Annotated in this window: 18 protein-coding genes; 8 read left to right on the forward strand and 10 right to left on the reverse strand. The window is 63.3% G+C overall.

The genetic code is table 11. The annotated features are described in order from the left end of the window. Positions 1-94: 94 nt before the first annotated feature. The 4 genes from BFN03_RS04005 (at position 95) to yhjD (ending at position 4,376) form a co-directional block, all read left to right on the forward strand. On the forward strand, positions 95-1,318 hold the full coding sequence (locus BFN03_RS04005) for an MFS transporter (RefSeq protein WP_084385485.1): 1,224 nt from the start codon (positions 95-97) through the stop codon (positions 1,316-1,318). A 34-nt stretch (positions 1,319-1,352) separates the two neighbouring features. Beyond that, the gene (locus BFN03_RS04010; protein WP_070380596.1) at positions 1,353-2,159 is read left to right on the forward strand and encodes an exodeoxyribonuclease III; all 807 of its coding nucleotides are present in this window, start codon (positions 1,353-1,355) and stop codon (positions 2,157-2,159) included. 60 nt (positions 2,160-2,219) lie between these two features. Further along, positions 2,220-3,254, forward strand: coding sequence for a tryptophan--tRNA ligase (trpS, locus tag BFN03_RS04015; protein ID WP_070377927.1), 1,035 nt, complete (start codon positions 2,220-2,222; stop codon positions 3,252-3,254). Positions 3,255-3,326: 72 nt separating this feature from the next. Next, positions 3,327-4,376, forward strand: a complete 1,050-nt coding sequence (gene yhjD / locus BFN03_RS04020) for an inner membrane protein YhjD (RefSeq protein WP_070377928.1) — start codon at positions 3,327-3,329, stop codon at positions 4,374-4,376. Between the two features lie 59 nt (positions 4,377-4,435). Here yhjD and BFN03_RS04025 read toward each other — a convergent pair whose 3' ends face one another. From BFN03_RS04025 to iolC, 7 genes are all read right to left on the reverse strand, one after another. After that, positions 4,436-5,761, reverse strand: a complete 1,326-nt coding sequence (locus tag BFN03_RS04025) for a D-alanyl-D-alanine carboxypeptidase family protein (protein ID WP_070377929.1) — start codon at positions 5,759-5,761, stop codon at positions 4,436-4,438. Between the two features lie 101 nt (positions 5,762-5,862). Continuing rightward, positions 5,863-6,723, reverse strand: a complete 861-nt coding sequence (locus BFN03_RS04030; protein ID WP_070377930.1) for an LLM class F420-dependent oxidoreductase — start codon at positions 6,721-6,723, stop codon at positions 5,863-5,865. Beyond that, positions 6,720-8,159 (reverse strand): MFS transporter, encoded by a 1,440-nt coding sequence (locus BFN03_RS04035; RefSeq protein WP_070377931.1) that lies wholly within the window; start codon positions 8,157-8,159, stop codon positions 6,720-6,722. The genes BFN03_RS04030 and BFN03_RS04035 overlap by 4 nt, the downstream gene beginning before the upstream one ends. 29 nt (positions 8,160-8,188) lie before the next feature. Continuing rightward, complete coding sequence (gene iolD / locus BFN03_RS04040; RefSeq protein WP_070377932.1) at positions 8,189-10,141, reverse strand: 3D-(3,5/4)-trihydroxycyclohexane-1,2-dione acylhydrolase (decyclizing); 1,953 nt, start codon at positions 10,139-10,141, stop codon at positions 8,189-8,191. Positions 10,142-10,171: 30 nt separating this feature from the next. Then, positions 10,172-11,044, reverse strand: a complete 873-nt coding sequence (gene iolB / locus BFN03_RS04045; protein ID WP_070380597.1) for a 5-deoxy-glucuronate isomerase — start codon at positions 11,042-11,044, stop codon at positions 10,172-10,174. An 18-nt stretch (positions 11,045-11,062) separates the two neighbouring features. Beyond that, positions 11,063-11,962: a Cgl0159 family (beta/alpha)8-fold protein gene (locus tag BFN03_RS04050; RefSeq protein WP_070377933.1), complete on the reverse strand. Its 900-nt coding sequence runs from the start codon at positions 11,960-11,962 to the stop codon at positions 11,063-11,065. Continuing rightward, positions 11,955-12,944 carry a 5-dehydro-2-deoxygluconokinase gene (iolC, locus tag BFN03_RS04055; protein WP_070377934.1) on the reverse strand — a complete coding sequence of 330 codons (990 nt, stop codon included), beginning with the start codon at positions 12,942-12,944 and terminating at the stop codon, positions 11,955-11,957. The genes BFN03_RS04050 and iolC overlap by 8 nt, the downstream gene beginning before the upstream one ends. 238 nt (positions 12,945-13,182) lie before the next feature. On the opposite strand from iolC, the gene BFN03_RS04060 reads away from it, so the two are divergent. The 4 genes from BFN03_RS04060 (at position 13,183) to BFN03_RS04075 (ending at position 17,138) form a co-directional block, all read left to right on the forward strand. After that, complete coding sequence (locus BFN03_RS04060) at positions 13,183-13,920, forward strand: GntR family transcriptional regulator (protein ID WP_070377935.1); 738 nt, start codon at positions 13,183-13,185, stop codon at positions 13,918-13,920. Positions 13,921-14,197: 277 nt separating this feature from the next. Beyond that, a complete protein-coding gene (locus BFN03_RS04065; RefSeq protein WP_070377936.1) occupies positions 14,198-15,199 on the forward strand; it encodes a sugar ABC transporter substrate-binding protein in 1,002 nt (333 codons plus the stop codon). Between the two features lie 64 nt (positions 15,200-15,263). Beyond that, positions 15,264-16,322, forward strand: a complete 1,059-nt coding sequence (locus BFN03_RS04070; RefSeq protein WP_070377937.1) for an ABC transporter permease — start codon at positions 15,264-15,266, stop codon at positions 16,320-16,322. A gap of 3 nt (positions 16,323-16,325) precedes the next feature. Beyond that, the gene (locus tag BFN03_RS04075) at positions 16,326-17,138 is read left to right on the forward strand and encodes an ATP-binding cassette domain-containing protein (protein ID WP_070377938.1); all 813 of its coding nucleotides are present in this window, start codon (positions 16,326-16,328) and stop codon (positions 17,136-17,138) included. A gap of 13 nt (positions 17,139-17,151) precedes the next feature. Here BFN03_RS04075 and BFN03_RS04080 read toward each other — a convergent pair whose 3' ends face one another. Genes BFN03_RS04080 through BFN03_RS04090 form a run of 3 tightly spaced genes read right to left on the reverse strand, consistent with a single transcriptional unit; the run spans position 17,152 to position 20,053 of the window. Then, on the reverse strand, positions 17,152-18,162 hold the full coding sequence (locus BFN03_RS04080) for a Gfo/Idh/MocA family protein (protein ID WP_198163379.1): 1,011 nt from the start codon (positions 18,160-18,162) through the stop codon (positions 17,152-17,154). Further along, positions 18,150-19,016: a TIM barrel protein gene (locus BFN03_RS04085; protein WP_070377939.1), complete on the reverse strand. Its 867-nt coding sequence runs from the start codon at positions 19,014-19,016 to the stop codon at positions 18,150-18,152. The genes BFN03_RS04080 and BFN03_RS04085 overlap by 13 nt, the downstream gene beginning before the upstream one ends. Continuing rightward, on the reverse strand, positions 19,013-20,053 hold the full coding sequence (locus BFN03_RS04090) for a Gfo/Idh/MocA family protein (RefSeq protein ID WP_070377940.1): 1,041 nt from the start codon (positions 20,051-20,053) through the stop codon (positions 19,013-19,015). The genes BFN03_RS04085 and BFN03_RS04090 overlap by 4 nt, the downstream gene beginning before the upstream one ends. Positions 20,054-20,074 lie beyond the last annotated feature (21 nt).

Raw genomic sequence — 20,074 nt, forward strand, 5'->3', positions numbered from 1 at the left:
TGGGGCGGGGAAGAGAATTCGGTTCGGGGGTGTTGCACGGCGAGGCGCGCCCCACGGCCTCTTGAGAAATTCGCTTCCAGTTGAAAGTTCTTCTATGAGCACTTCCGCCCCCGTCCATCCCGGGCGCACCGTTGTCGCGCGCCGCCCGCCCACACGTTCGCTCGCGATGTTCGCCCTCGCGCTCGGTGGTTTCGGAATCGGCACCACCGAGTTCGTAGCGATGGGATTGTTGCCCGAGATGGCGTCGGGCCTTGGCATCACCGAGCCGACCGCGGGGCATGTCATCTCGGCGTATGCGCTCGGTGTGGTGGTAGGTGCGCCGCTCATTGCGGCCTTGGCCGCGCGCGTGCCGCGCAAGTCGCTGCTCATCGCGCTGATGGCGGCCTTTACAGTCGGCAACGCAGCCACCGTCCTGGCACCGAACTATGGGTTGATGGTGGTCTCACGGTTCGTTGCGGGTCTTCCGCACGGTGCCTACTTCGGTGTCGCTGCGCTCGTGGCCGCGCACTTGGCCGAACGAGGTCAGCGGGCCAGAGCGGTGGGGCTCGTCATGATGGGCCTTGCGGTGGCCAACGTCGCCGGCGTGCCGCTGGCTTCCTGGCTGGGGCAGAACTTGGGCTGGCGCAGCGCCTTTGCTCTCGCTGCGTCGATCGGTCTGGTTACGATCGGTGCAATCTGGCGCTGGGTGCCGGCACTTGGCGGCATGCATGTGACGAATCCGCTGACGGAACTCGGAGCGCTGCGCCGGACACAGGTATGGATGACGCTGATCACCGGCATGATCGGTTTCGGCGGCATGTTCGCCGTCTATACGTACATCTCGACCACTCTCACCGGTGTCTCCGGACTGCCGCTCTCATTCGTGCCGCTGGCGCTGATGATCTTCGGGGTCGGAATGATTGCAGGCAACCTGATCGGCGGCCTGCTCGCCGACAGGGCACTGATTCCCGGTTTGTTCGTCTCGATGACGGCGCTCGGGGTGACGCTCGGGGCTTTCGCGATAGCTTCCCACAATCCCTACACCGCACTCGTGCTCGTCTTCTGCGTGGGCGCGGCGGGAATGTCGATGGTCCCTGGCCTGCAGACGCGGCTGATGGACGTCGCGGCCGACGCCCAGACCCTCGCGGCGTCCCTCAATCACGCCGCGCTCAACATCGCGAACGCGTTCGGTGCCTGGATCGGCGGTGTGGTGATCGCCGCCGGTTACGGCTACACGGCCCCCGCGGCCGTGGGGGCGTTGCTCGCCGTGGGCGGGCTCACCGTCCTCGCTGCTGCGGTCGTGATGGAACGACGACGCGGCGTCGGTGCGGCTCGGTAGACGTGCGGCCACACCCACCGCTACCGTGCTTGCCGTGCCCCGCATCATCACCACCGTCAATGTCAACGGCGTCCGCGCAGCTGCCCGCAAGGGGCTGACCGAGTGGATCGAACAGACCGACGCGGACGTCGTCTGTCTGCAGGAGACGAGGGCCTCCGACAAGCAGTTGGCCGAGACGCTCGCACCTGCTCTGGCGGGCGGATGGCACCTGGTGTCAGCAGAGCCTGCCGCGAAAGGACGCAATGGGGTCGCGGTCTTGTCCCGCACACCAGCCGACGCCGTGCGGCTAGGTCACGGCGACGAGGAGTTTCTGGACGCGGGCCGCTACATCGAGGCCGACTTCGGCGACCTGACCGTCGCCAGCTTGTACTTGCCTTCGGGTGAGGCGTTGACGCCGAAGCAGGAGGAGAAGGAACGGTTCATGAAATCGTTCGCCACTCACCTGGCTGCCATCGCGGCCGCGGCCGAGACTGCGAAGAGGCACGTGGTGGTCTGCGGCGACTGGAACATCGCGCATACCGAACTGGACCTGAAGAACTGGAAGGCCAACAAGAAGTCTTCGGGATTTCTGCCGAACGAGCGCGAATGGATGGACGTCTTGTTCGCCGACGGTTCGGGATGGGTCGACGTGGTTCGGGCGCAGCATCCCCACGTCGCGGGCCCGTACTCGTGGTGGTCTTACAGGGGTAAGGCGTTCGACAACGATTCCGGCTGGCGCATCGACTACCAGGTAGCGACCCGTGAGTTCGCCGAGCGTGCTGACACAGCCGTCGTCGAGCGCGCCGAGACCTACGACGCGCGGTGGTCCGATCATGCGCCCGTCACCGTCTCGTACCGGTAGCGGTCCGACCACGACACCGCCGCAATCCGCCCAAATTCCACTCGTGACAAAATCGGAACCATGTCGACCCCAGCAGAACAGAAGCCCGCGACAAAGCCTCGCGTGCTCTCCGGCATCCAGCCGACGTCAGAATCCTTCCACCTCGGAAACTACCTGGGCGCACTAGTGCAGTGGGTTTCGCTGCAGGACGACTTCGACGCCTTCTACTTCATTCCGGATCTGCACGCCATCACGGTGGCGCAGGATCCGAAGAAGCTTCGTCGGTACACCAAGACAGCGGTGGCGCAGTTGCTGGCGGTTGGTGTCGACCCTGACCGCGCCACCCTGTTCGTGCAGAGTCAGGTTCCCGAACATGCGCAGTTGGCGTGGGTGCTGAACTGCATCACCGGGTTCGGTGAGGCCGGCCGCATGACACAGTTCAAGGACAAGGCGACGCGGCAAGGTAGCGAGCATGCCAGCGTGGGGCTGTTCACCTACCCGGTGCTCCAGGCTGCCGACATCCTTCTCTACCGACCGCAGCGAGTGCCGGTGGGCGAGGACCAGCGCCAGCACGTCGAGCTTGCGCGAGATCTCGCTACCCGATTCAACTCCCGCTTCGGCAAGACGTTCGTGGTTCCCGAGGCACACATCATCATGGGAACGTCCAAGATTTATGACCTGCAAGATCCCACGTCGAAGATGAGCAAGTCAGCAGCCAGTCAGGCCGGGTTGATCAATCTGCTCGACGACCCGAAGGTGTCGGCGAAGAAGATCAAGTCTGCCGTCACCGACAACGAGCGGGAGATCCGCTACGACCCGCAGGCCAAGCCGGGGGTCAGTAACCTGCTCACCATCCAATCCGCACTCTCGGGTGTTCCGATCGACACCTTGGTCGCGGGATACGAGGGCAAGGGATACGGAGATCTCAAGTCCGATACCGCCGAAATCTTGACGGAGTTCGTCACCCCGTTCAAGGCTGAAGTCGACGGTTACCTCGCTGATGAGGCGGAATTGGACCGCATCATCGCTGCGGGCGCGCACCGTGCTCGTGAAGTCGCTTCCCGCACTCTCGCCACCGTGTATGAGAAGGTCGGATTCTTGACCCCGAAAGGGTGAACCCCGGGTCGACGCTTCCCGGGGTTCGGGCCGTCAAGAGGACGTACGAGCTTCTACCAAGAGGGGACGTCAGTGGCCGACACCGAGGCGGCGAGAACAGAGGTTTCAGACGAGCCGAGCCTTCTCGAGAAGCAGCGCGCCGCGCGTCCCTGGTTCGACCATCTGGTACGCGCGGGTGAACGATTTCAGTCGCAGCAGGGCGACTCCCATGCGGGTGGGATCACGTATTTCAGCATCTTGTCGTTGATTCCCATCCTCATGGTCGCTTTCGCGGTCGCCGGTTTCGTCTTGGCGGGGCATCCCGAGTACCTCGACTCGATCCAGAGGCAGATCACCGAGAGCATTCCCGGCACCTTGGGCGACACGATCAACGATCTGATCGCATCGGCCATCGACTCGCGCGCAAGCGTCGGAATAATCGGTTTGCTCATTGCTTCGTACGCCGGACTTCGGTGGATCTCGAAGGTCCGCGACGGGCTCACGGCGATGTGGGAGAGCCAGCGAGAGTCCAAGGGATTCGTTCGGACCAAGCTCGGTGACATTCGGGCGCTACTGGGCCTGGGTCTGGCACTGACCGTGTCGCTCGGTATGTCTGCGGTCAGCAGTGGATCGATTACCCCTCGGGTCGTCACGTGGCTCGGCATAGAGGACGGCGCAATGACCGCAGTCGTGCTGCGGGTAGTGTCCACCCTCCTGTCGTTGGTGTTGACCTGGGCGGTGTTCCTGTGGGTCATCGCCCGTTTGCCGCGCGAGCCGGTCACGCTGCGCAGCGCCGCCAAGGCTGCCGCGATGGCTGCGATCTTGTTCGAGATATTCAAACAAGTTGGCGCGGCGTATCTTTCGATAGTCAGTGGCGGTCCCGCTGGTGTGGCCTTCGGCCCCATCATCGGTTTGCTGGTGTTCGTGTTCACCACCTCACGCATGCTGTTGTTCTGCACGGCCTGGGCCGCTACGTCCAAGGGGAGCCTCGAACTGGCACATGTTCCGCCACCTGATCCCGCGATTATTTCGCCGAGGGTTGTAGTCGACGACCGGTCACCCTCCCGCGCGGTGGCGCTGATCGTGACTGGCGCGCTCGCGGGTCTGGGGTTCTCGGGGCTGTTGCGCCGACGTTCGCGCTAGCGTTGATACAGTTCGCGCTAGCGTTGAAACAGTTCGCACTAGCGCCTAAACCGTTCGCGCTAGCGGCGGAAGGGGAAGCGCTGGCGCCGAAAGAGGACGCGCTGGCGCCGACGCCGATTCAGTGTGATCGCACCGAGCACGAGTCCGACTACTACCACGCCGCCCACCGTCCCCAACGCGATGCGCTTCATGGCGGTGGAATCGTTGTCGGGGTTCGGCCCGACCGCTGACACAGATCCCGGCGCCGCCGGTGAGGGAGTGCGCGCCAGGCTGGGTGCCGCGTAATCCGTCGCGTCCTGGTCCAACGATCCGATCGATGTCGATGCGGGCAGGGCGAAGCCGTAGTCGAGGAGTCGAGCCGCCTGTTCCCATGGGCGAATAGGCGTCGCTTCCCCACCCATCAGCGTGACCAGCAAGGTCCGCCCGCCGCGCTCGGCGGCACCGACGTATGTGTGGCGCGCGTCATCGGTGAAGCCGGTCTTGCCGCCGAGAGCGCCATCGTAGTTGTAGAGCAACCGATTGTCGTTGGCCAACATGAATCCTGGGCGATCCTCGTCGCCAGGAATTGTCGGATCCTTCGGGAAGCCTGGAAACTCAGCGGATTCCGTACGGATCAGGTTCGCCAACGTCGAATCCTGCAGTGCTGCCTGGAAAATCACGGCTTGATCGTAGGGCGAACTGCTCATGCCAGGCCCGTCCAGGCCGGAGGGTGTGGCGGCGCGCGTGTCGAGTGCCCCGAGATCCGCGGCGAGTTCGTTCATTTTCGACACGGCAGCTGCGTCACCACCTAATTGGCGTGCCAAGGCATGCGCCGCATCGTTGCCCGAGGCCATGATCAGACCTTGCATCAGCTGATGATTGGTGTAGATGCCGCCCTTGCCGATTCCGGCCGCGCTGCCCTCGATGTTGGCGTCTTCTGCGGTGGCGGTGACGACGGTGTCGAGATCGAGTTCGTCGAGAACGACAAGAGCCAGGAGAAGCTTGATGGTGCTGGCGGGGCGATAGCGACCGTGTGGATCCTTCGCCGCGAGTACGTCGCCCGACTCGGCGTCGGCAAGCACCCAACCAGAGGCGACGATGTCCGCGGGCAGGGGCGGCGCGGCTTCCGGAAGGATGATGCCGCATCCGCCGAGCTTGTCTCCGCCCACTGGGTTCGCGGGGACCGGAACGGGAGGGGGGACGGTGTCGCCCGGTGCGGGGACCTCGGACAGGTCGATTGCGGGTGCGGGCGCAACGGCGAACGGGCAGCTGTCGGTATTCGGCGTGGCGAGGGGTGCCGGTGGCGGTGGCGGTGCCGGCTGGGCACTCGAGACTCCGCCCATCGCTGCGACAGCGGAGAGAGCTACTCCCGTAACGGCTACTGCAGATTTTCGACGCCACATCATGGATAGGACGTTAGGGGACCGTCGTCGAGGGTCCGAACCGGCGCGCTGCAGTTACACAGAATTTATGAATACCCGCGTGAACCCAGGCGAGTGCGTAGCGGCTACGACTTCTTGTTGACCCCGAAGGCGCCTGCGACCAGTCGGAATGTCGGCATAGGGTTTCGGTCTGCTGAAACCGGTTGAATCGTGAGGTGATCCGCTCCCGCTGTGAAGTGTTCTTCGAGGCGCGCGATGATGGAGTCGGTGGAGCCGTAGACGACGAGGGCGTCGATCAAGCGGTCACTGCCGCCGTGGTCGAGTTCCTCCGGGGAAAAGCCGAGGCGCATCAGATTCGTTCGGTAGTTCTGAAGATGCAGATACATCTTGCATGCCTGACGTCCGAGTTGTCGGGCTGTCTCGAGGTCGGTGTCAAGCAGCACTTTGTGTTCGGGCGCCAAGATCGAATCCGGGCCGATGATCTTGCGGGCTTCTCTGGTGTGCCGGGCGGTGACGAATGCCGGGTGTGCACCACAGGATCTTTCCGCGGAGAGCCTGAGCATCCGAGGTCCCAATGCGGCCAGCATGCGCCGTGACACGGGCACACCGGCCGTATCGAGTTCGTCGAGATACCGGGTCATTGATTCGAACGGCCCCGAGTATTTCTGACCGAAGTCTTCCGGATGCCCGACCCCGAGTCCGAGCAGAAACCTCCCCGGAAACCGGGCTTCGAGTCGGTGAAACGACTTGGCGACTTCAGCAGCCGGCGCGTTGCAGATGTTGGTTATCCCGGTTGCTACCGTTACTCGTTCGGTGGCTTCGAGGACGGCTTCGGAGGACTTCAAGTCCGCAGGCGGCGAGCCGCTGAGCCAGAGCGTGCCATAGCCGAGTTGTTCGCATTCGCGGGCCATGTCCGGTGAGAAGGCATGGTCGAGCTCGAACGCGCCGAGTCGTCCCAGATCGGGAGTCTTGTCGCTGATCATCATGGTTTGACCTCCTTCGACACCGCGGTTGCCAGCTTTGTGTCGCCAGCGGCGGATGAACTCAGGCGCATCACGGCGAGGAACCCAGCCAGAGCGACCGCTGCGGGCAGCAGCATGCTTTGTGCCATCCCCGCAGCGAATCCGTCCCTGAGATCTGGCGGTAGTGCAACGGTACGTTCTGGGACACCGTTCGCCGTCAGCCGCATCGTCATCAAAGCGCCGATACTCGCGACACCCATGACGCCGGCAACCTGGCGAGTGGTGTTGAATACCCCCGACCCGGCGCCCGCGAGGTGAGGCGGCAAGTTCCTGGTCGCGCTGCCTGCAACTGCCGGCCAGGCGAGGCCGTTGCCTACCCCCACCACAAGCATCGGCATGGTCAGCGCCCAAACGGACGAGTCCGGCTTCATGACCAGGGCGAGCCAACCCAACCCGAGCGCCACCAACAACAAACCAGGTCCGGCAAGTGTGCGCGGTTGCAGACGGTCGAGATACCGACCAACGATCAGTGCGAGAACTGCTGTCAGAACCCCTAGTGGCAGCAGCGGCAAAGCGGATCTCGTAGGTGACAGCCCTCCGACGAGCTGAGCGTAGAACATCAACGGCACCATCATCGAGGTGATCGTCCATCCCAACGCTGCGATGCCGATGTTGGATACGGTGAAGTACCTGTCCCGGAACAGGCCGAGCGGCACCAGAGGATCGTTGCTGGTCGAGGCCTGGTATCGGAAGAAGAAGCCCATCGTGACAAGGCCCGCGATGATCGTCAGCCACACTGCGGCCGACCAGTCGTAGGTGTGACCTTCCTGCAGGCCGAAGATCAAGAGGAACATGCCTACGGCACTGAGCACCACCCCAAAGAGGTCGAACCGGCGCAGGCGCGTCTCGAATGCAGGGATGAACGAGATCGAGAGAACGATGGTGGCGATACCGATGGGGACGTTGACGAAGAAGATCCACTGCCATCCGAAGCTGTCTTCGAGTACACCGCCGGCAACCGGACCGATAGCCATCGCGACGCCCGCGACCGCACCCCACCATCCCATCGCACTACCCCGCTTGTCCGGCGGAAAAATGCGGGTGATGACGGCCATGGTTTGTGGAGCCATCATCGCGGCACCCAAACCCTGAAACACTCGTGCCAGGATCAGCACTTCGATGCTGCCAGACAGTCCTGCCCAGAGCGATGAGAGGGTGAAGACCACGAGACCGACAAGGTAGATGTTCTTCGGCCCGAATCGGTCGCCCAGACGTCCCGTGATGAGCAACGGCACCGCGAACGCCAACATATAGGCGCTGGTCACCCACACCACGCTTCCGACGTCGGTGTCGAAGCTCGCCATGATCGCGGGGTTGGCCACCGCAACGATCGTCGAGTCCAGCAAGATCACGAAGAAGCCGAGACAGACCGCCAACAACGCAAGTCGCTGCTTCTTCATAGCGTCTATCCGCCTTCTCGCCGAAGCTGCTACTCGGCGGGTCGAAGGTAGGAACGCTGAATCCTCTTCCAGGATTCGTAGACCGCCCGTGCGCTCTTGGTCGACTCGAGTTCCGAGGTGGCCGATACTGGTACATCCCACCACGATTCGCTATCGGGGCCACCGATCAACGGATCAGTCTCGACGTGGATGACGGTGGTGGTCTCGCTGGCCTTGGCTGCCTTGACGGCGTCCGCGAACTCCGATGCGGTATTCGCCCGAACGACGGTGGCGCCGAGGCTGGCGGCATTGGCTGCCAGGTCGACGGGAAGAATGTCGCCGTCGAGGCGGCCGTCGTCCGAACGGTATCGGTACCGGGTGCCGAAGCGCTGGGAACCGACCGACTCGGACAGCGAACCGATCGAGGCGAACCCGTGGTTCTGAACCAGGATCACGATGATCTTGAGGCGTTCCTGCACGGCGGTCGCAAGTTCGCCGGCCATCATCAGATACGACCCGTCGCCGACCATGACGAACACGTCTCTGTCGGGGCACGCCATCGCGACACCGAGCCCGCCGGCGACTTCGTATCCCATGCAGGAGTATCCGTATTCGACGTGGTAGCCCTTCCAGTCGCGCGCACGCCAGAGCTTGTGAAGGTCACCGGGCATAGAACCGGCGGCGCACACCACGACATCGCGAGGATCTGAGAGCGTGTTCACCAGGCCGATCATCCGACTCTGATCGAGCGCCTCGCCGGTCTCGGAATCGGCTGACCTGTAGACGGATTCGACGGTCGAATTCCAACGCTGCACGAGTTCGCCGATCCTGGCTGCGTAAGACTCGTCGACCTTGTAGTCCTGTAGGGCAAGCGTTAAGGCATCGAGAGCCTCGCGCGCATCGGCGACCACGCTCATGCCGCTCTGCTTCACCGAGTCGAATGACGCGATGTTGATGTTGACGAAGCGGACATCGGGATTGGTGAACGCCGTGCGAGATGCAGTGGTGAAATCGCTGTACCTAGTGCCGATTCCGATCACAACGTCGGCATCGGTGGCGAGTGCATTGGCGGCCGTGGTCCCGGTGGATCCGATAGCGCCCACGCACTGCGGGTGATCATGAACGAGAGAGCCCTTGCCGGCCTGACTCTGGGAGGCGGGGATGCCGGTCTGTGCGCAGAATGTCGCAAGGGACGCGGTGGCATGGCTGTAGATGACGCCGCCACCGGCGACGATCAGGGGTTTGCGTGCGGAGCGAATAATCGCGGCTGCACGCTCGATGGCCGATCGCTCGGGAAGCGGGCGTGCGACATGCCAGACACGTTCCGCGAAGAAGGACTGCGGCCAGTCGAATGCCTCAGCCTGCACGTCCTGCGGAATGGCGATGGTGACAGCACCGGTCTCGACGGGATCGGTGAGCACACGCATGCCGGAAAGGAGAGCGCCGGGCAGTTGCTCCGGTCGCCAAACTCGGTCGAAGTACCGTGACACAGGCTTGAACGCATCGTTGACGGTAACGTCGCCGCTCGTCGGCAACTCCAGCTCCTGGAGCACCGGAGTGCTGACGCGAGTGGCAAACGTGTCCGCGGGAAGCAGGAGTACGGGTAGGCGGTTGACGGTGGCGAGTGCCGCACCCGTGATCATGTTGGTCGCGCCGGGGCCGACGCTCGAGGTTACGGCCCATGTCTGCAGGCGGTCCTTCATGCGTGCGTACGCGACGGCCGAATGAACCATGGCCTGTTCGTTGCGACCGAGCACGTAGGGGAGCGTCGGTTCGCGACCGGCGCCCTGATCCTCGATCTCCGACTGCAGCAGGGCTTGCCCCAAACCGGCGACGTTGCCATGGCCGAATATTCCGAAACAGCCGGCGAACAGTCGGGTTCGCCGGCCGTCTCGTTCGGTGTATTGATTCGCAAGGAATCGGACAACCGCCTGAGACACGGTGAGGCGTAAGGTCGGTTCGTCACGGGCGGTGCGATTGCCGGTCGCGTCGGTGGGGGCCATGCCTACCTCCGTGTGTTTGTGGGACCGCAGTCAGTTGTGGGACCGCAGCGGCAGTCGGGAGTCGATGTCCTGGTGATCCCAGCTACCGCGGAGCCAGGTGTGTGCCGGATCGTCGCAGATATTCCATGCCCTGGCTTCACCGGGACCGGCCATGACGTTCAGGTAATACATGTGGTGACCGGGGGCCGCGATGGATGGGCCGTGGTAGCCGTGCGGAACCAGGACGACGTCGCCGGACCGGACCTCCTCGAGCACTTCGATGGGGCGTTCGGGAGTTCCGTACACCCGGTGGTATCCGAATCCTTCGGTCAGGGTGGGGCTTCGGTCGATCTCGAAATAGTAGATCTCCTCGAGTGCTGATTCGACCTCGGTGTTCTCGTCGTGTTTGTGGCTCGGGTAGGACGACCAGTTCCCGCTAGGAGTGATGACCTCGCACGCAATGATGGAGTCGGCAGCGAAGGTATCGGCGGTGGCGAAGTTGTGGACCTGTCGGCTGCAATTGCCGGCGCCGCGAAGCTCGATCGGAACGTCAGCTGCCGGCCCGTACCTGTTGGGGAGCTTTGCGCCTGCGCGGGCTCCGCAGAGAGCGAACCTGCCACCGCCGATGCTGGTGACCGAGTAGTGGGAATCGCGTCCTATGTATACGAAGTCGCTCGGTCCGTCGAATACGGAGATCCGCCCCTTCAAGGGAAACTCGGTGCCGTCCGAAGAGACGAGGGCCGAGCCGGACAGCGGTAGCACGATGATCTCGTTCTCACCCGAGTCCAACTCCACCATCGCGCCCGGGGAGAGTTCGAGAGTCCACAGGCTCGACTCGCTCCAGCCCGCCGATTCCGGCGTCACAACGGTCGTGAATCGTCCGTCTGCAGACGATCCGGCGGGGACGTAGTACTTGCTGAACATCTCGCTCCTCACTGGCGTCTAGTGTACGAGCTTGACTGCAGTATCGACCGCCGTAGCCACGTCGTCGTTCGGCGGGTACAAGAGGGCGCGCCCGATGATCAAGCCTCGCACCGAGGGCAATCGAAGGGCGTGATCCCACCTGGTGTACGTCTCGTCGGGCACTGTCTGCGGGTCGCCACCGAGAAGGAGGGTGGGCAGGGTGGTGGCGTCCATGACACGTTCCATCTCGTCGACTACGGGAAGCTTCATCCACGTGTAGGCGGACGTCGAGCCGAGGCCCTGTGCGATATGAACCGATTTGATGACCGCATCAGGGCTGAGGTCGTTGACTACTTTGCCCTTGACGTGGCTCGAGAGGAACGGCTCGAGCATCGCGATCCGCCCGGCTGCTGCCAGTTCGTCCACCGCCCTGGCGCATGCGGTCAGGGTGGGCAAGGTTCCGGGATCGCCGAGCGCGATGCGTAGCAGCATCTTGCCGCCGTTCATGCCGAACCTGCAGATCCCCTCGGCTGCGTAGCCGGTCATCGCGTCGTCGAATTCAAAACTGGCGCCGGCCAATCCGCCGCGGTTCATCGACGAGATGACCACCTTGTCATCGAGCGCGCCGAGGAGCAGTAGGTCGTCGAGAACATCTGCGGTGCCGAGGACGCCGTCGACGCCGGGGTTGGCGAGGGCTGTCCGCAGGCGGTCGAGTAGATCGGTGCGACTGTTCATGGCCGTGGGGTTGCCGCCGACGGACAGCGCTCCCCGCGCAGCGTGGTCGGCCGCGACGATCATCAGGCGACCGTTCCCCCGAATGGTGGCACGAGGGATCCTCGACGCCCAGGCCTGTTCGATGACCTGAGGGTTGTTTGTGCGGATCTCCGTCAGCTCGGCGTATGTGGTGGCGTGGGGCCGGGTACGGAGCCTGTCAGACATTCGCGTCCTCCGTTGCGGTGGACTCGGCCAAGTCGTGCACTTCTTCGGCTGTCGGCATCGCAGTGGAGCACTCGAGGCGCGAGGCGACGATCGCGCCGGCGGCGTTGGCGTATCGCAACACCTTCTCGAGTGGCCAACCGGCCAGCAGTCCGTGACACAGTGATCCGCCGAAGCTGTCGCCTGCGCCCAGGCCGTTGACTACGTCGACGCTATTGGGAAGAACGGTGATCGATTGCGTCCGGGTCCGACCGAGCACCCCTCGGGGGCCCTGCTTGACGATGGCGAGTTCGATACCGAGGTCCAAGAGGGCGTCGGCCGCCTTGTGCGGATTGGTCTCACCGACCGCGATCTCGCACTCCTCGCGGTTGCCCACAGCCACCGTCACGTGTTCGAGGGCGCGCCGGACCTGCTTGGTCGCGTCCTGCGGTGTAGACCAGAACATCGGCCGGTAGTCCAGATCGAGCACAGTCAGTGAGCGGCGTTCCCGAGCCTCCCACGCAGCGAAGTGTGCGCTGCGGCTGGGTTCTTCGGACAGACCGGTCATTGTCGACCAATACAGGGATGCGTTGCGCACAGCGTCGAGGTCGATGCTTTGAGCAGTGATCTGCATGTCAGGAGCGTGAGGTTTGCGGTAGAAGTACAGCGGGAAGCTATCCGGGGGGAAGATCTCGCAGAACGTCACCGGTGTCGGGTACGCGGAATCGGTGACGATGAATCGGTCGTCGACTCCCAGGTCGGTCAGTGCGCGCTTGACGAACTGTCCGAAAGGGTCGTTACCGACACCCGAGATCAGAGCACTCGACAGTCCGAGGCGTGCCGCGGCCACGGCGACGTTGGCGGCGCTGCCGCCGAGGAATTTGCCGAACGTTTCGACGTCCGCGAGTCCGACGCCGGTCTGAAGTGGGTATAGATCCACTCCGCACCGGCCGATCGCGAGCACGTCGAGTCCCTGCCCGCGCTGGTGGGCGTTGGTGCTTGTCAAATCGGGCTCCCGAGAGAGGTCATGGTAGGTGGCCTGCGCCGCCCCGGGGCATGCGCGGGACCTAGGAGGACTGCGCAGGAACTGACGTGCCAAAGAAACTGTGCTCAAAAACGCAGAGAATGTCAATAAATTGTCCTGACATTATGACCTGCGTGCTGTGAATGCTAGTGTTCGGATTCGCTACTGGAACTAGCACCGCCAGTGGCCTCGCTTGCTAGGTCGAAGATCGGAGCTGACTGTGGTATCAGCACTCGCCGTCGAGTTGGATAGGTCGAGCCCGGTGCCGCTGTATTTCCAGTTGGCACAAGCGATCGAGAAAGCGATTCTCGACGGTCAACTCGCTCCCGGTGACCGATTCGAGAACGAGCTCGCCCTGGCCAAACGCGTCAACCTCTCGCGCCCGACCACACGACGCGCCATTCAGGAACTGGTCGACAAGGGACTGCTCGTCCGCAAGCGTGGTGTGGGGACACAGGTCGTTCAGAGTCCGGTTCAACGTCCGGTAGACCTCACGAGCCTGTTCGACGATCTCGCTCGCGCCGGCCAGGTGCCGACCACCAAACTGCTCGAGTACACGGTGAGCGTTCCCGATGCGCAGATCGCGTCGGAACTCAATCTCGAGGGTGACGCGGAAGTAGCAACCATCAGGCGCCTGCGCTGCACCAACGGTGAGCCACTGGCGGTTATGACCAACCACGTTCCGGCGCACATCGCGCCCGATCCGGCAGATCTCGAGACTCAGGGTCTCTACCAGATTCTGCGAGCCCGCGGCATCCACATCCGAGTCGCGAGGCAGAGGATCGGCGCTCGCGGCGCAACGCGCGAGGAGGCCGGGCTACTCGAAGAGAAGCCGGGGGCAGCCCTTTTGACGATGAGCCGTACCGCGTTCGATGATTCGGGGAGCTCGGTCGAGTTCGGCACACACTGCTACCGCGCCTCACGCTACTTTTTCGAAACCACCGTGGTCGACCGCTAGCGGTCGACCATTGCGGTGCCGAATGCTGTGGTGTGGTGTACGCCACAGCTTGCCAACGGCCAGTGCTCGAAACTTCCCCGGAAGCCATCAAAGCCTCCCCAGGGCAACGCTCTACGACGCTCGTTCGGTGACAGTCGAGTCGCCCGGTCCCGATATCGAATCCATATGTCAGAACAAACTATTGACATTCGTCTGTGGCGGGTATTACATCTTCTCCATGTCACCGATGACCGACTGATTCTGCTGGTCAATGGTCATTGCCGAGAGGAAGTAGTTCATGTCGTTTGTCGCGGGCCGCAGGCGTCTCACCGTACTGGCCGGCTCCACCGTGGTGGTCCTGGGCCTGGCAGCCTGTTCCAGCACCGGGGGACGACCGAACTCCTCCGAGGCGGAGACGGAGACGGGCACCGCCGACACACCCAGGGCCACCGTCGCGATGATTACGCACGAGGTTGCCGGCGACTCATTCTGGGACCTGGTCCGTAAGGGCGCCGAGGCCGCGGCCGCGAAGGACAACATCGAGCTGCGCTACTCCTCGGACCCGGAGGCGCCCAATCAAGCCAGCCTGGTCCAGAATGCGATCGACAGTGAGGTCGACGGTATCGCGGTCACGCTGGCAAAACCGGAAGCGCTGGCGCCCTCCGTGAGGGATGCCGTCGCCGACGGCATCCCCGTGACGGCCTTGAATGCGGGCATGGATGAATGGAAGAAGATGGGCGTCACCGCGTTCTTCGGTCAAGACGAGGAAATTTCCGGCGAGGCGGCGGGCCAACGTCTGAATGCGGACGGCGCGACGAATTCGCTGTGTGTCATTCACGAGCAGGGCAATGTCGGACACGAAGCGCGATGCGCCGGGGTGGTCGACGGGTTCGACGGAGATACCAAGATTCTGTACGTCAACGGCGAGGACATGCCCTCCGTCGAATCGACGATCACTGCGAAGCTTCAGCAGGATCCGAGCATCGACTACGTGCTCACAATGGGCGCCCCGTATGCGCTGACTGCGGTGACCTCGGTCGCCAACGCAGGGAGCAACGCAAGAGTGGCCACGTTCGACACCAATGCGGAACTCGTCGACGCGATTGGATCCGGTGAAGTCGAATGGGCTGTCGACCAGCAGCCATTTCTCCAAGGCTATCTTGCGGTCGATTCACTGTGGCTGTACCTGAACAACGGCAATGTCATCGGTGGTGGCATGCCGACACTAACCGGCCCCGCCTTCATCGACAGCACGAATATCGACTCGGTCGCCGAGTACGCCAGGAACGGAACTCGCTGATTCGGGTGCGCGGACGGCGCCCTCGGTAGCCCGCGCCATCCCCGTCCAGCACGGAAGGGAAGACATGTCCACGCAGGAAGATCTCGACCTATCGGCGCACGAGGTCGGCACCGATGAACGGGTGAAGGAGCAGAAGCGCTTCCAGCGCCTGCTGATCCGCCCCGAGATGGGTTCGGTGGCCGGGGCGATCGCGATCTTCGTGTTCTTCCTCATCGTCGCCGATCCGTTCCGCAGTCTGGACTCGTTCGCGACGGTGCTGTATGCGAGCTCGACGATCGGAATCATGGCGTGCGGCGTTGCGCTGCTGATGATCGGCGGAGAGTTCGACCTCTCGGCCGGTGTTGCCGTCACCACGTCGTCGCTGGCCGCTTCCATGATCGCCTACAACCTCCACCTCAACCTGTGGGTCGGCGTTCTATTCGCGTTGGTGATTTCTCTCGGCGTCGGGTTCTTCAACGGCTACCTCGTCATGAGAACGAAGATTCCCAGCTTTCTGATCACCCTCGGTTCGTTCCTGATGCTGACCGGAATCAACCTCGCCGTGACCAGACTCGTCAGCGGGCATGTGGCTACGCCCAGCGTCTCCGACATGGAAGGATTCGACTCCGCGCAGAAGGTGTTCGCCTCGACCATCACGATCGGCGACGTCTCCATCAAGATCACGATCGTATGGTGGCTGCTGTTCACCGCTGTCGCCTCATATGTCTTGTTCAAGACCAAGATCGGAAACTGGATCTTTGCCGTCGGTGGCAACCAGGACAGCGCCCGGGCAGTTGGCGTACCGGTGAAGGCAGTCAAGATCGGGCTGTTCATGACGGTGGGGTTCGCCGCCTGGTTCGTCGGCATGCACCTGCTGTTCTCCTTCAACACCGTGCAGTCCGGTCAGGGTGTGGGCAACGAGTTCCTCTACATCATCGCGGTGGTCATCGGCGGTTGTTTGCTCACCGGTGGGTATGGAACCGCGGTGGGCGCGGCCATCGGCGCCTTCATCTTCGGCATGACCAATCAGGGCATCGTCTACGCGGGCTGGAATCCCGACTGGTTCAAGTTCTTCCTCGGAGCCATGCTGCTGATTGCGGTCATCGCCAACAGCGCATTCCGCAACTACGCTGCGAAAAGGTGACGCATGAGTACCAGAGTTGAAGTTCCTGCTCACTCCATCTCGGGTGGCAAGGAGCCGCTGGTCGAACTCGTGGACGTCGGCAAGCACTACGGGAACATCATCGCGCTCGAGGGCATCAACCTCAGGGTTGGCGAGGGGGAGGTCACCGGCGTGCTCGGTGACAACGGCGCGGGCAAGTCGACACTCATCAAGATCATTGCCGGCCTTCATCAGCAGAGCAAGGGCCAGCTACTCATCGCCGGCGAACCCACGACGTTCAAGTCGCCGAAGGAGGCCCTGGGCAAGGGCATCGCCACGGTGTATCAGGATCTTGCTGTGGTGCCGTTGATGCCGGTGTGGCGCAACTTCTTCCTCGGGCAGGAGTTGGTCAAGGGCGGCATCATCAAATCGCTCGATGCCAATGCGATGCGAGCAACCACGCTCTCCGAACTGTCGAAGATGGGCATCGACCTGCCGGATGTCAATGCGCCGATCGGCAGCCTCTCTGGGGGACAACGTCAGTGCGTCGCGATCGCTCGTGCCATTTTCTTCGGTGCCCGTGTCCTCATTCTCGACGAGCCGACCGCCGCGTTGGGGGTCAAGCAGTCCGGAATGGTGTTGCGCTACATCACCGCCGCCAAGAAGCAGGGGTTCGGAGTCATCTTCATTACGCACAATCCGCACCACGCGTACATGGTCGGGGATCACTTCGTGCTTCTCAATCGGGGTCGCCAGAGGCTCGATGCCAAGTACGAGGACATTTCCCTCGAACAACTGACCAAGGAGATGGCCGGTGGCGACGAGCTCGAGACTCTCAGTCACGAGCTTCGGCGCTGACCGGACGAACCGGTCAGAGAAAACTGGTTGGGCGAATGCCGAGACCCGCGTGGGTGTAGGCCTCGTCGATCATCCTCATGTTCGCGACGGCGTCCGCCGGACCGATCGGGAGTGTCGCGACACCAGCTAGGTGGTCGGCCAGGGCTTCCAACTGGAAGGTGTAGGACGACTTGGTCCCCAGGTGTTCGACCGTCGTGGTGCCACCGATTTTGACGGAAACTCGATCGTCGTCGTGGGGGCGGAGAAAGTTGTGAACCAGCACTTCGCCTTCGGTACCGATCACTCGGAACGTGAAATGGAGGTGGTCGGCGAGCATGGTTGAGGCAACAGTTGCCCGAACGCCGGAGGGGTACTCCAGGTCCGCGTCGAATCGTGAATCGACACCCGGCGCGTATTCCTCGACTCGCGTCCCCACCACGCGGGGTGCGCCGCTGTACACATCGGCGAGCATTCGCGCGGCGTGGATGCCGTAGCAGCCCAGGTCCATCATCGATCCGCCTGCCAATGCCAACTCCCACCGGGGATCGCCCGGTGGGGGCACAGGGGTGCGGAACTCGGTCTCGATCGCGGTCACGGCTCCGATTTCGCCGCTGCGAACCAATCCGAAGAGACGATGGTTGACCGGGTGGAATATGTAGTGGATACCCTCGAGCACCGTGACACCAGCGGCAGCCGCCTCTGCCACGACCTTCTCTGCTTCGTCGGCGTTGCTCGAGAACGGCTTCTCCGTGAGAACGTTCTTTCCGGCTCGCACGGCCTCGATGTTCCAAGGTCCGTGCAGTCCGTTGGGGAGCGCGTTGTACACGACGTCGATCTCCGGATCTGAAACCAGATCCGCGTACGTGGAGGCCGTCCGCTCGATTCCGTGTCGTTCCGCGTAAACTTGCGCCCTTTCGCGGTCGCGTGCGGCGACTGCGACCAGTCGATGTCCGGTGGCCTTCGCGGGCTCGACTATCGCGTCTCCACCGATGCTGGACGCCCCCAGGATTCCGATCCGCAGTTCGGTGCCCATCACAGCACCCATCGCAAGTAGGCGACACTCGTGCGCACGTCGCTCAGCGGTCCTTCGTCCGACGGTGCTTCGGTGAGAATGGTGTCTTGCTCGAGCACGTACCAACCGTCGAATCCCTGCGTTTGCAGGATTTGGGTGACCGTCGGGATGTCGATGTCACCCTTGCCGAGCGGCTGGAAGATGCCCGACTTGACGGCGTCGGTGTACGTGATCTCGCCCGCGCGGACCCGGGCGGCCAAGGCCTCGTCGACATCCTTGAGGTGTACGTGTGCGATCCGGTCGGGCGCCTGTCGTGTCAGCTCAACCGGGTCGGTGCCGCCGATCAGCAGGTGGCCGGTGTCGAGGCACAGCGGGATGCTCGAGCCGTCGAGGACTCGGAGAATTTCGTCGCGCTCTTCGATCATGGTGCCGACGTGTGGGTGGATCACAGCCCTGATTCCGCGCTCCGCAGCAGTGTCGGCCAGCCGATCAAGATTGTGCAGCAACGTTTTCCATTCCTGCTCGCCGATCTCCGGGCGGGAGTCGTAACCTGCCGAACCGGTAGCGGCGGCGAGTACGAGCACCTCGGCGCCCGCGGCGACGAAGCCGTCGAGGACGGGCGAAACGTCGGGCACCGGATCGTGGTCGTTGTCGTGCAGCAGGACGGGGGCGAAACCGCCCACGGCGCGCAGGTGGTGGCCGGCGAGGACCTTGGCCAGCTCGGTGGGGGCGGTAGGTAGGAAGCCCTCTGGGCCGATCTCGGTGGCGGTAAGTCCGACGTCGCGCATCTCACGTAACACCTGCGACGGGTCAAGTTGATATCCCCATCCTGGAACCTCACAGACACCCCAGGAGATGGGTGCGCCGGCGATACGGGGACTAGTCATGGTCGAGCCTCATTTCCGGTCTGAACGAACAGTTCCTTGACTTCGGAGATGGTGACCGGGCGCCCCTCCTCGAGGGACAGCGCGGCCGCCTCGGCGACCCAGGCGGACTCGACGGCGTCGGCAAGGGTACACGGGGACGGCTGCCGTCCGGCTGCTACCTCGATGAAGGTTTCGAGTTCGACGCGATACGCGTCGGCGAAACGGTCCATGAAGAACGAGTGCGGAACACCGCTCGGAAACTGTGCATCGGGATCGACCGAGCGCAGTGGTAGTCGCTCGTCGAGCCCGGCAACTACGGAATCGATCGACCCGAGGACTTCGAGTCTGCTGTCGTAGCCACGCGCGTTGTAGCGGGTGTTCGAAACAACTGCGAGGGCGCCGCTGTCGAGGGTCAATACCGCAGCGGCAGTATCGACGTCGCCGGCTTCCGCGATCGCCGGATCGCCCTGGTTGGTGCCGGTGGCGAAGACTGAAACCACTTCACGGCCACTGACCCAGCGGACGATGTCGAAGTCGTGTATAGCGCAGTCGCGGAAGATGCCGCCGGATTGGGCGATATACGACACGGGCGGGGGAGCAGGATCGAGCGTGGTCGATCGCAGCGTGTGCAGCCACCCCACGTCGCCGGCACGAACCGCATCGTATGCGGCGACGAACGCCGGATCGAAGCGTCGTTGGAATCCGATCTGGACGGGTACCGTCGTCTGCTCGACCGCCCGCAGAACTCGCAGCGACGATTCGATGGACTCGGCGACCGGCTTCTCGCAGAACGTGGGGATACCGCGCTTTACCGCGGCCTCGATCAGCTCGGCATGCGAACCGGAGGACGCCGCGATGAGTACCGCGTCCACACCCGACTCGAACAGTGCGTCCTGGTCAGGGGCGGCTGCGACGGCGAGTTCGGTTGTCACGTCACCGATTCGGTTCGCGTCGGCGTCGGTGACGACGAGCGCATCGACTCCGTCCATGCCGATCAGGTTTCGGGCGTGGTAGCTCCCGATACGGCCGAGGCCGATCACTCCCATGCGAGCGCCCATCAGCGCAAACCGTCGATCATG

The organism is Rhodococcus sp. WMMA185, assembly GCF_001767395.1.
GTDB lineage: Bacteria > Actinomycetota > Actinomycetes > Mycobacteriales > Mycobacteriaceae > Rhodococcus_F.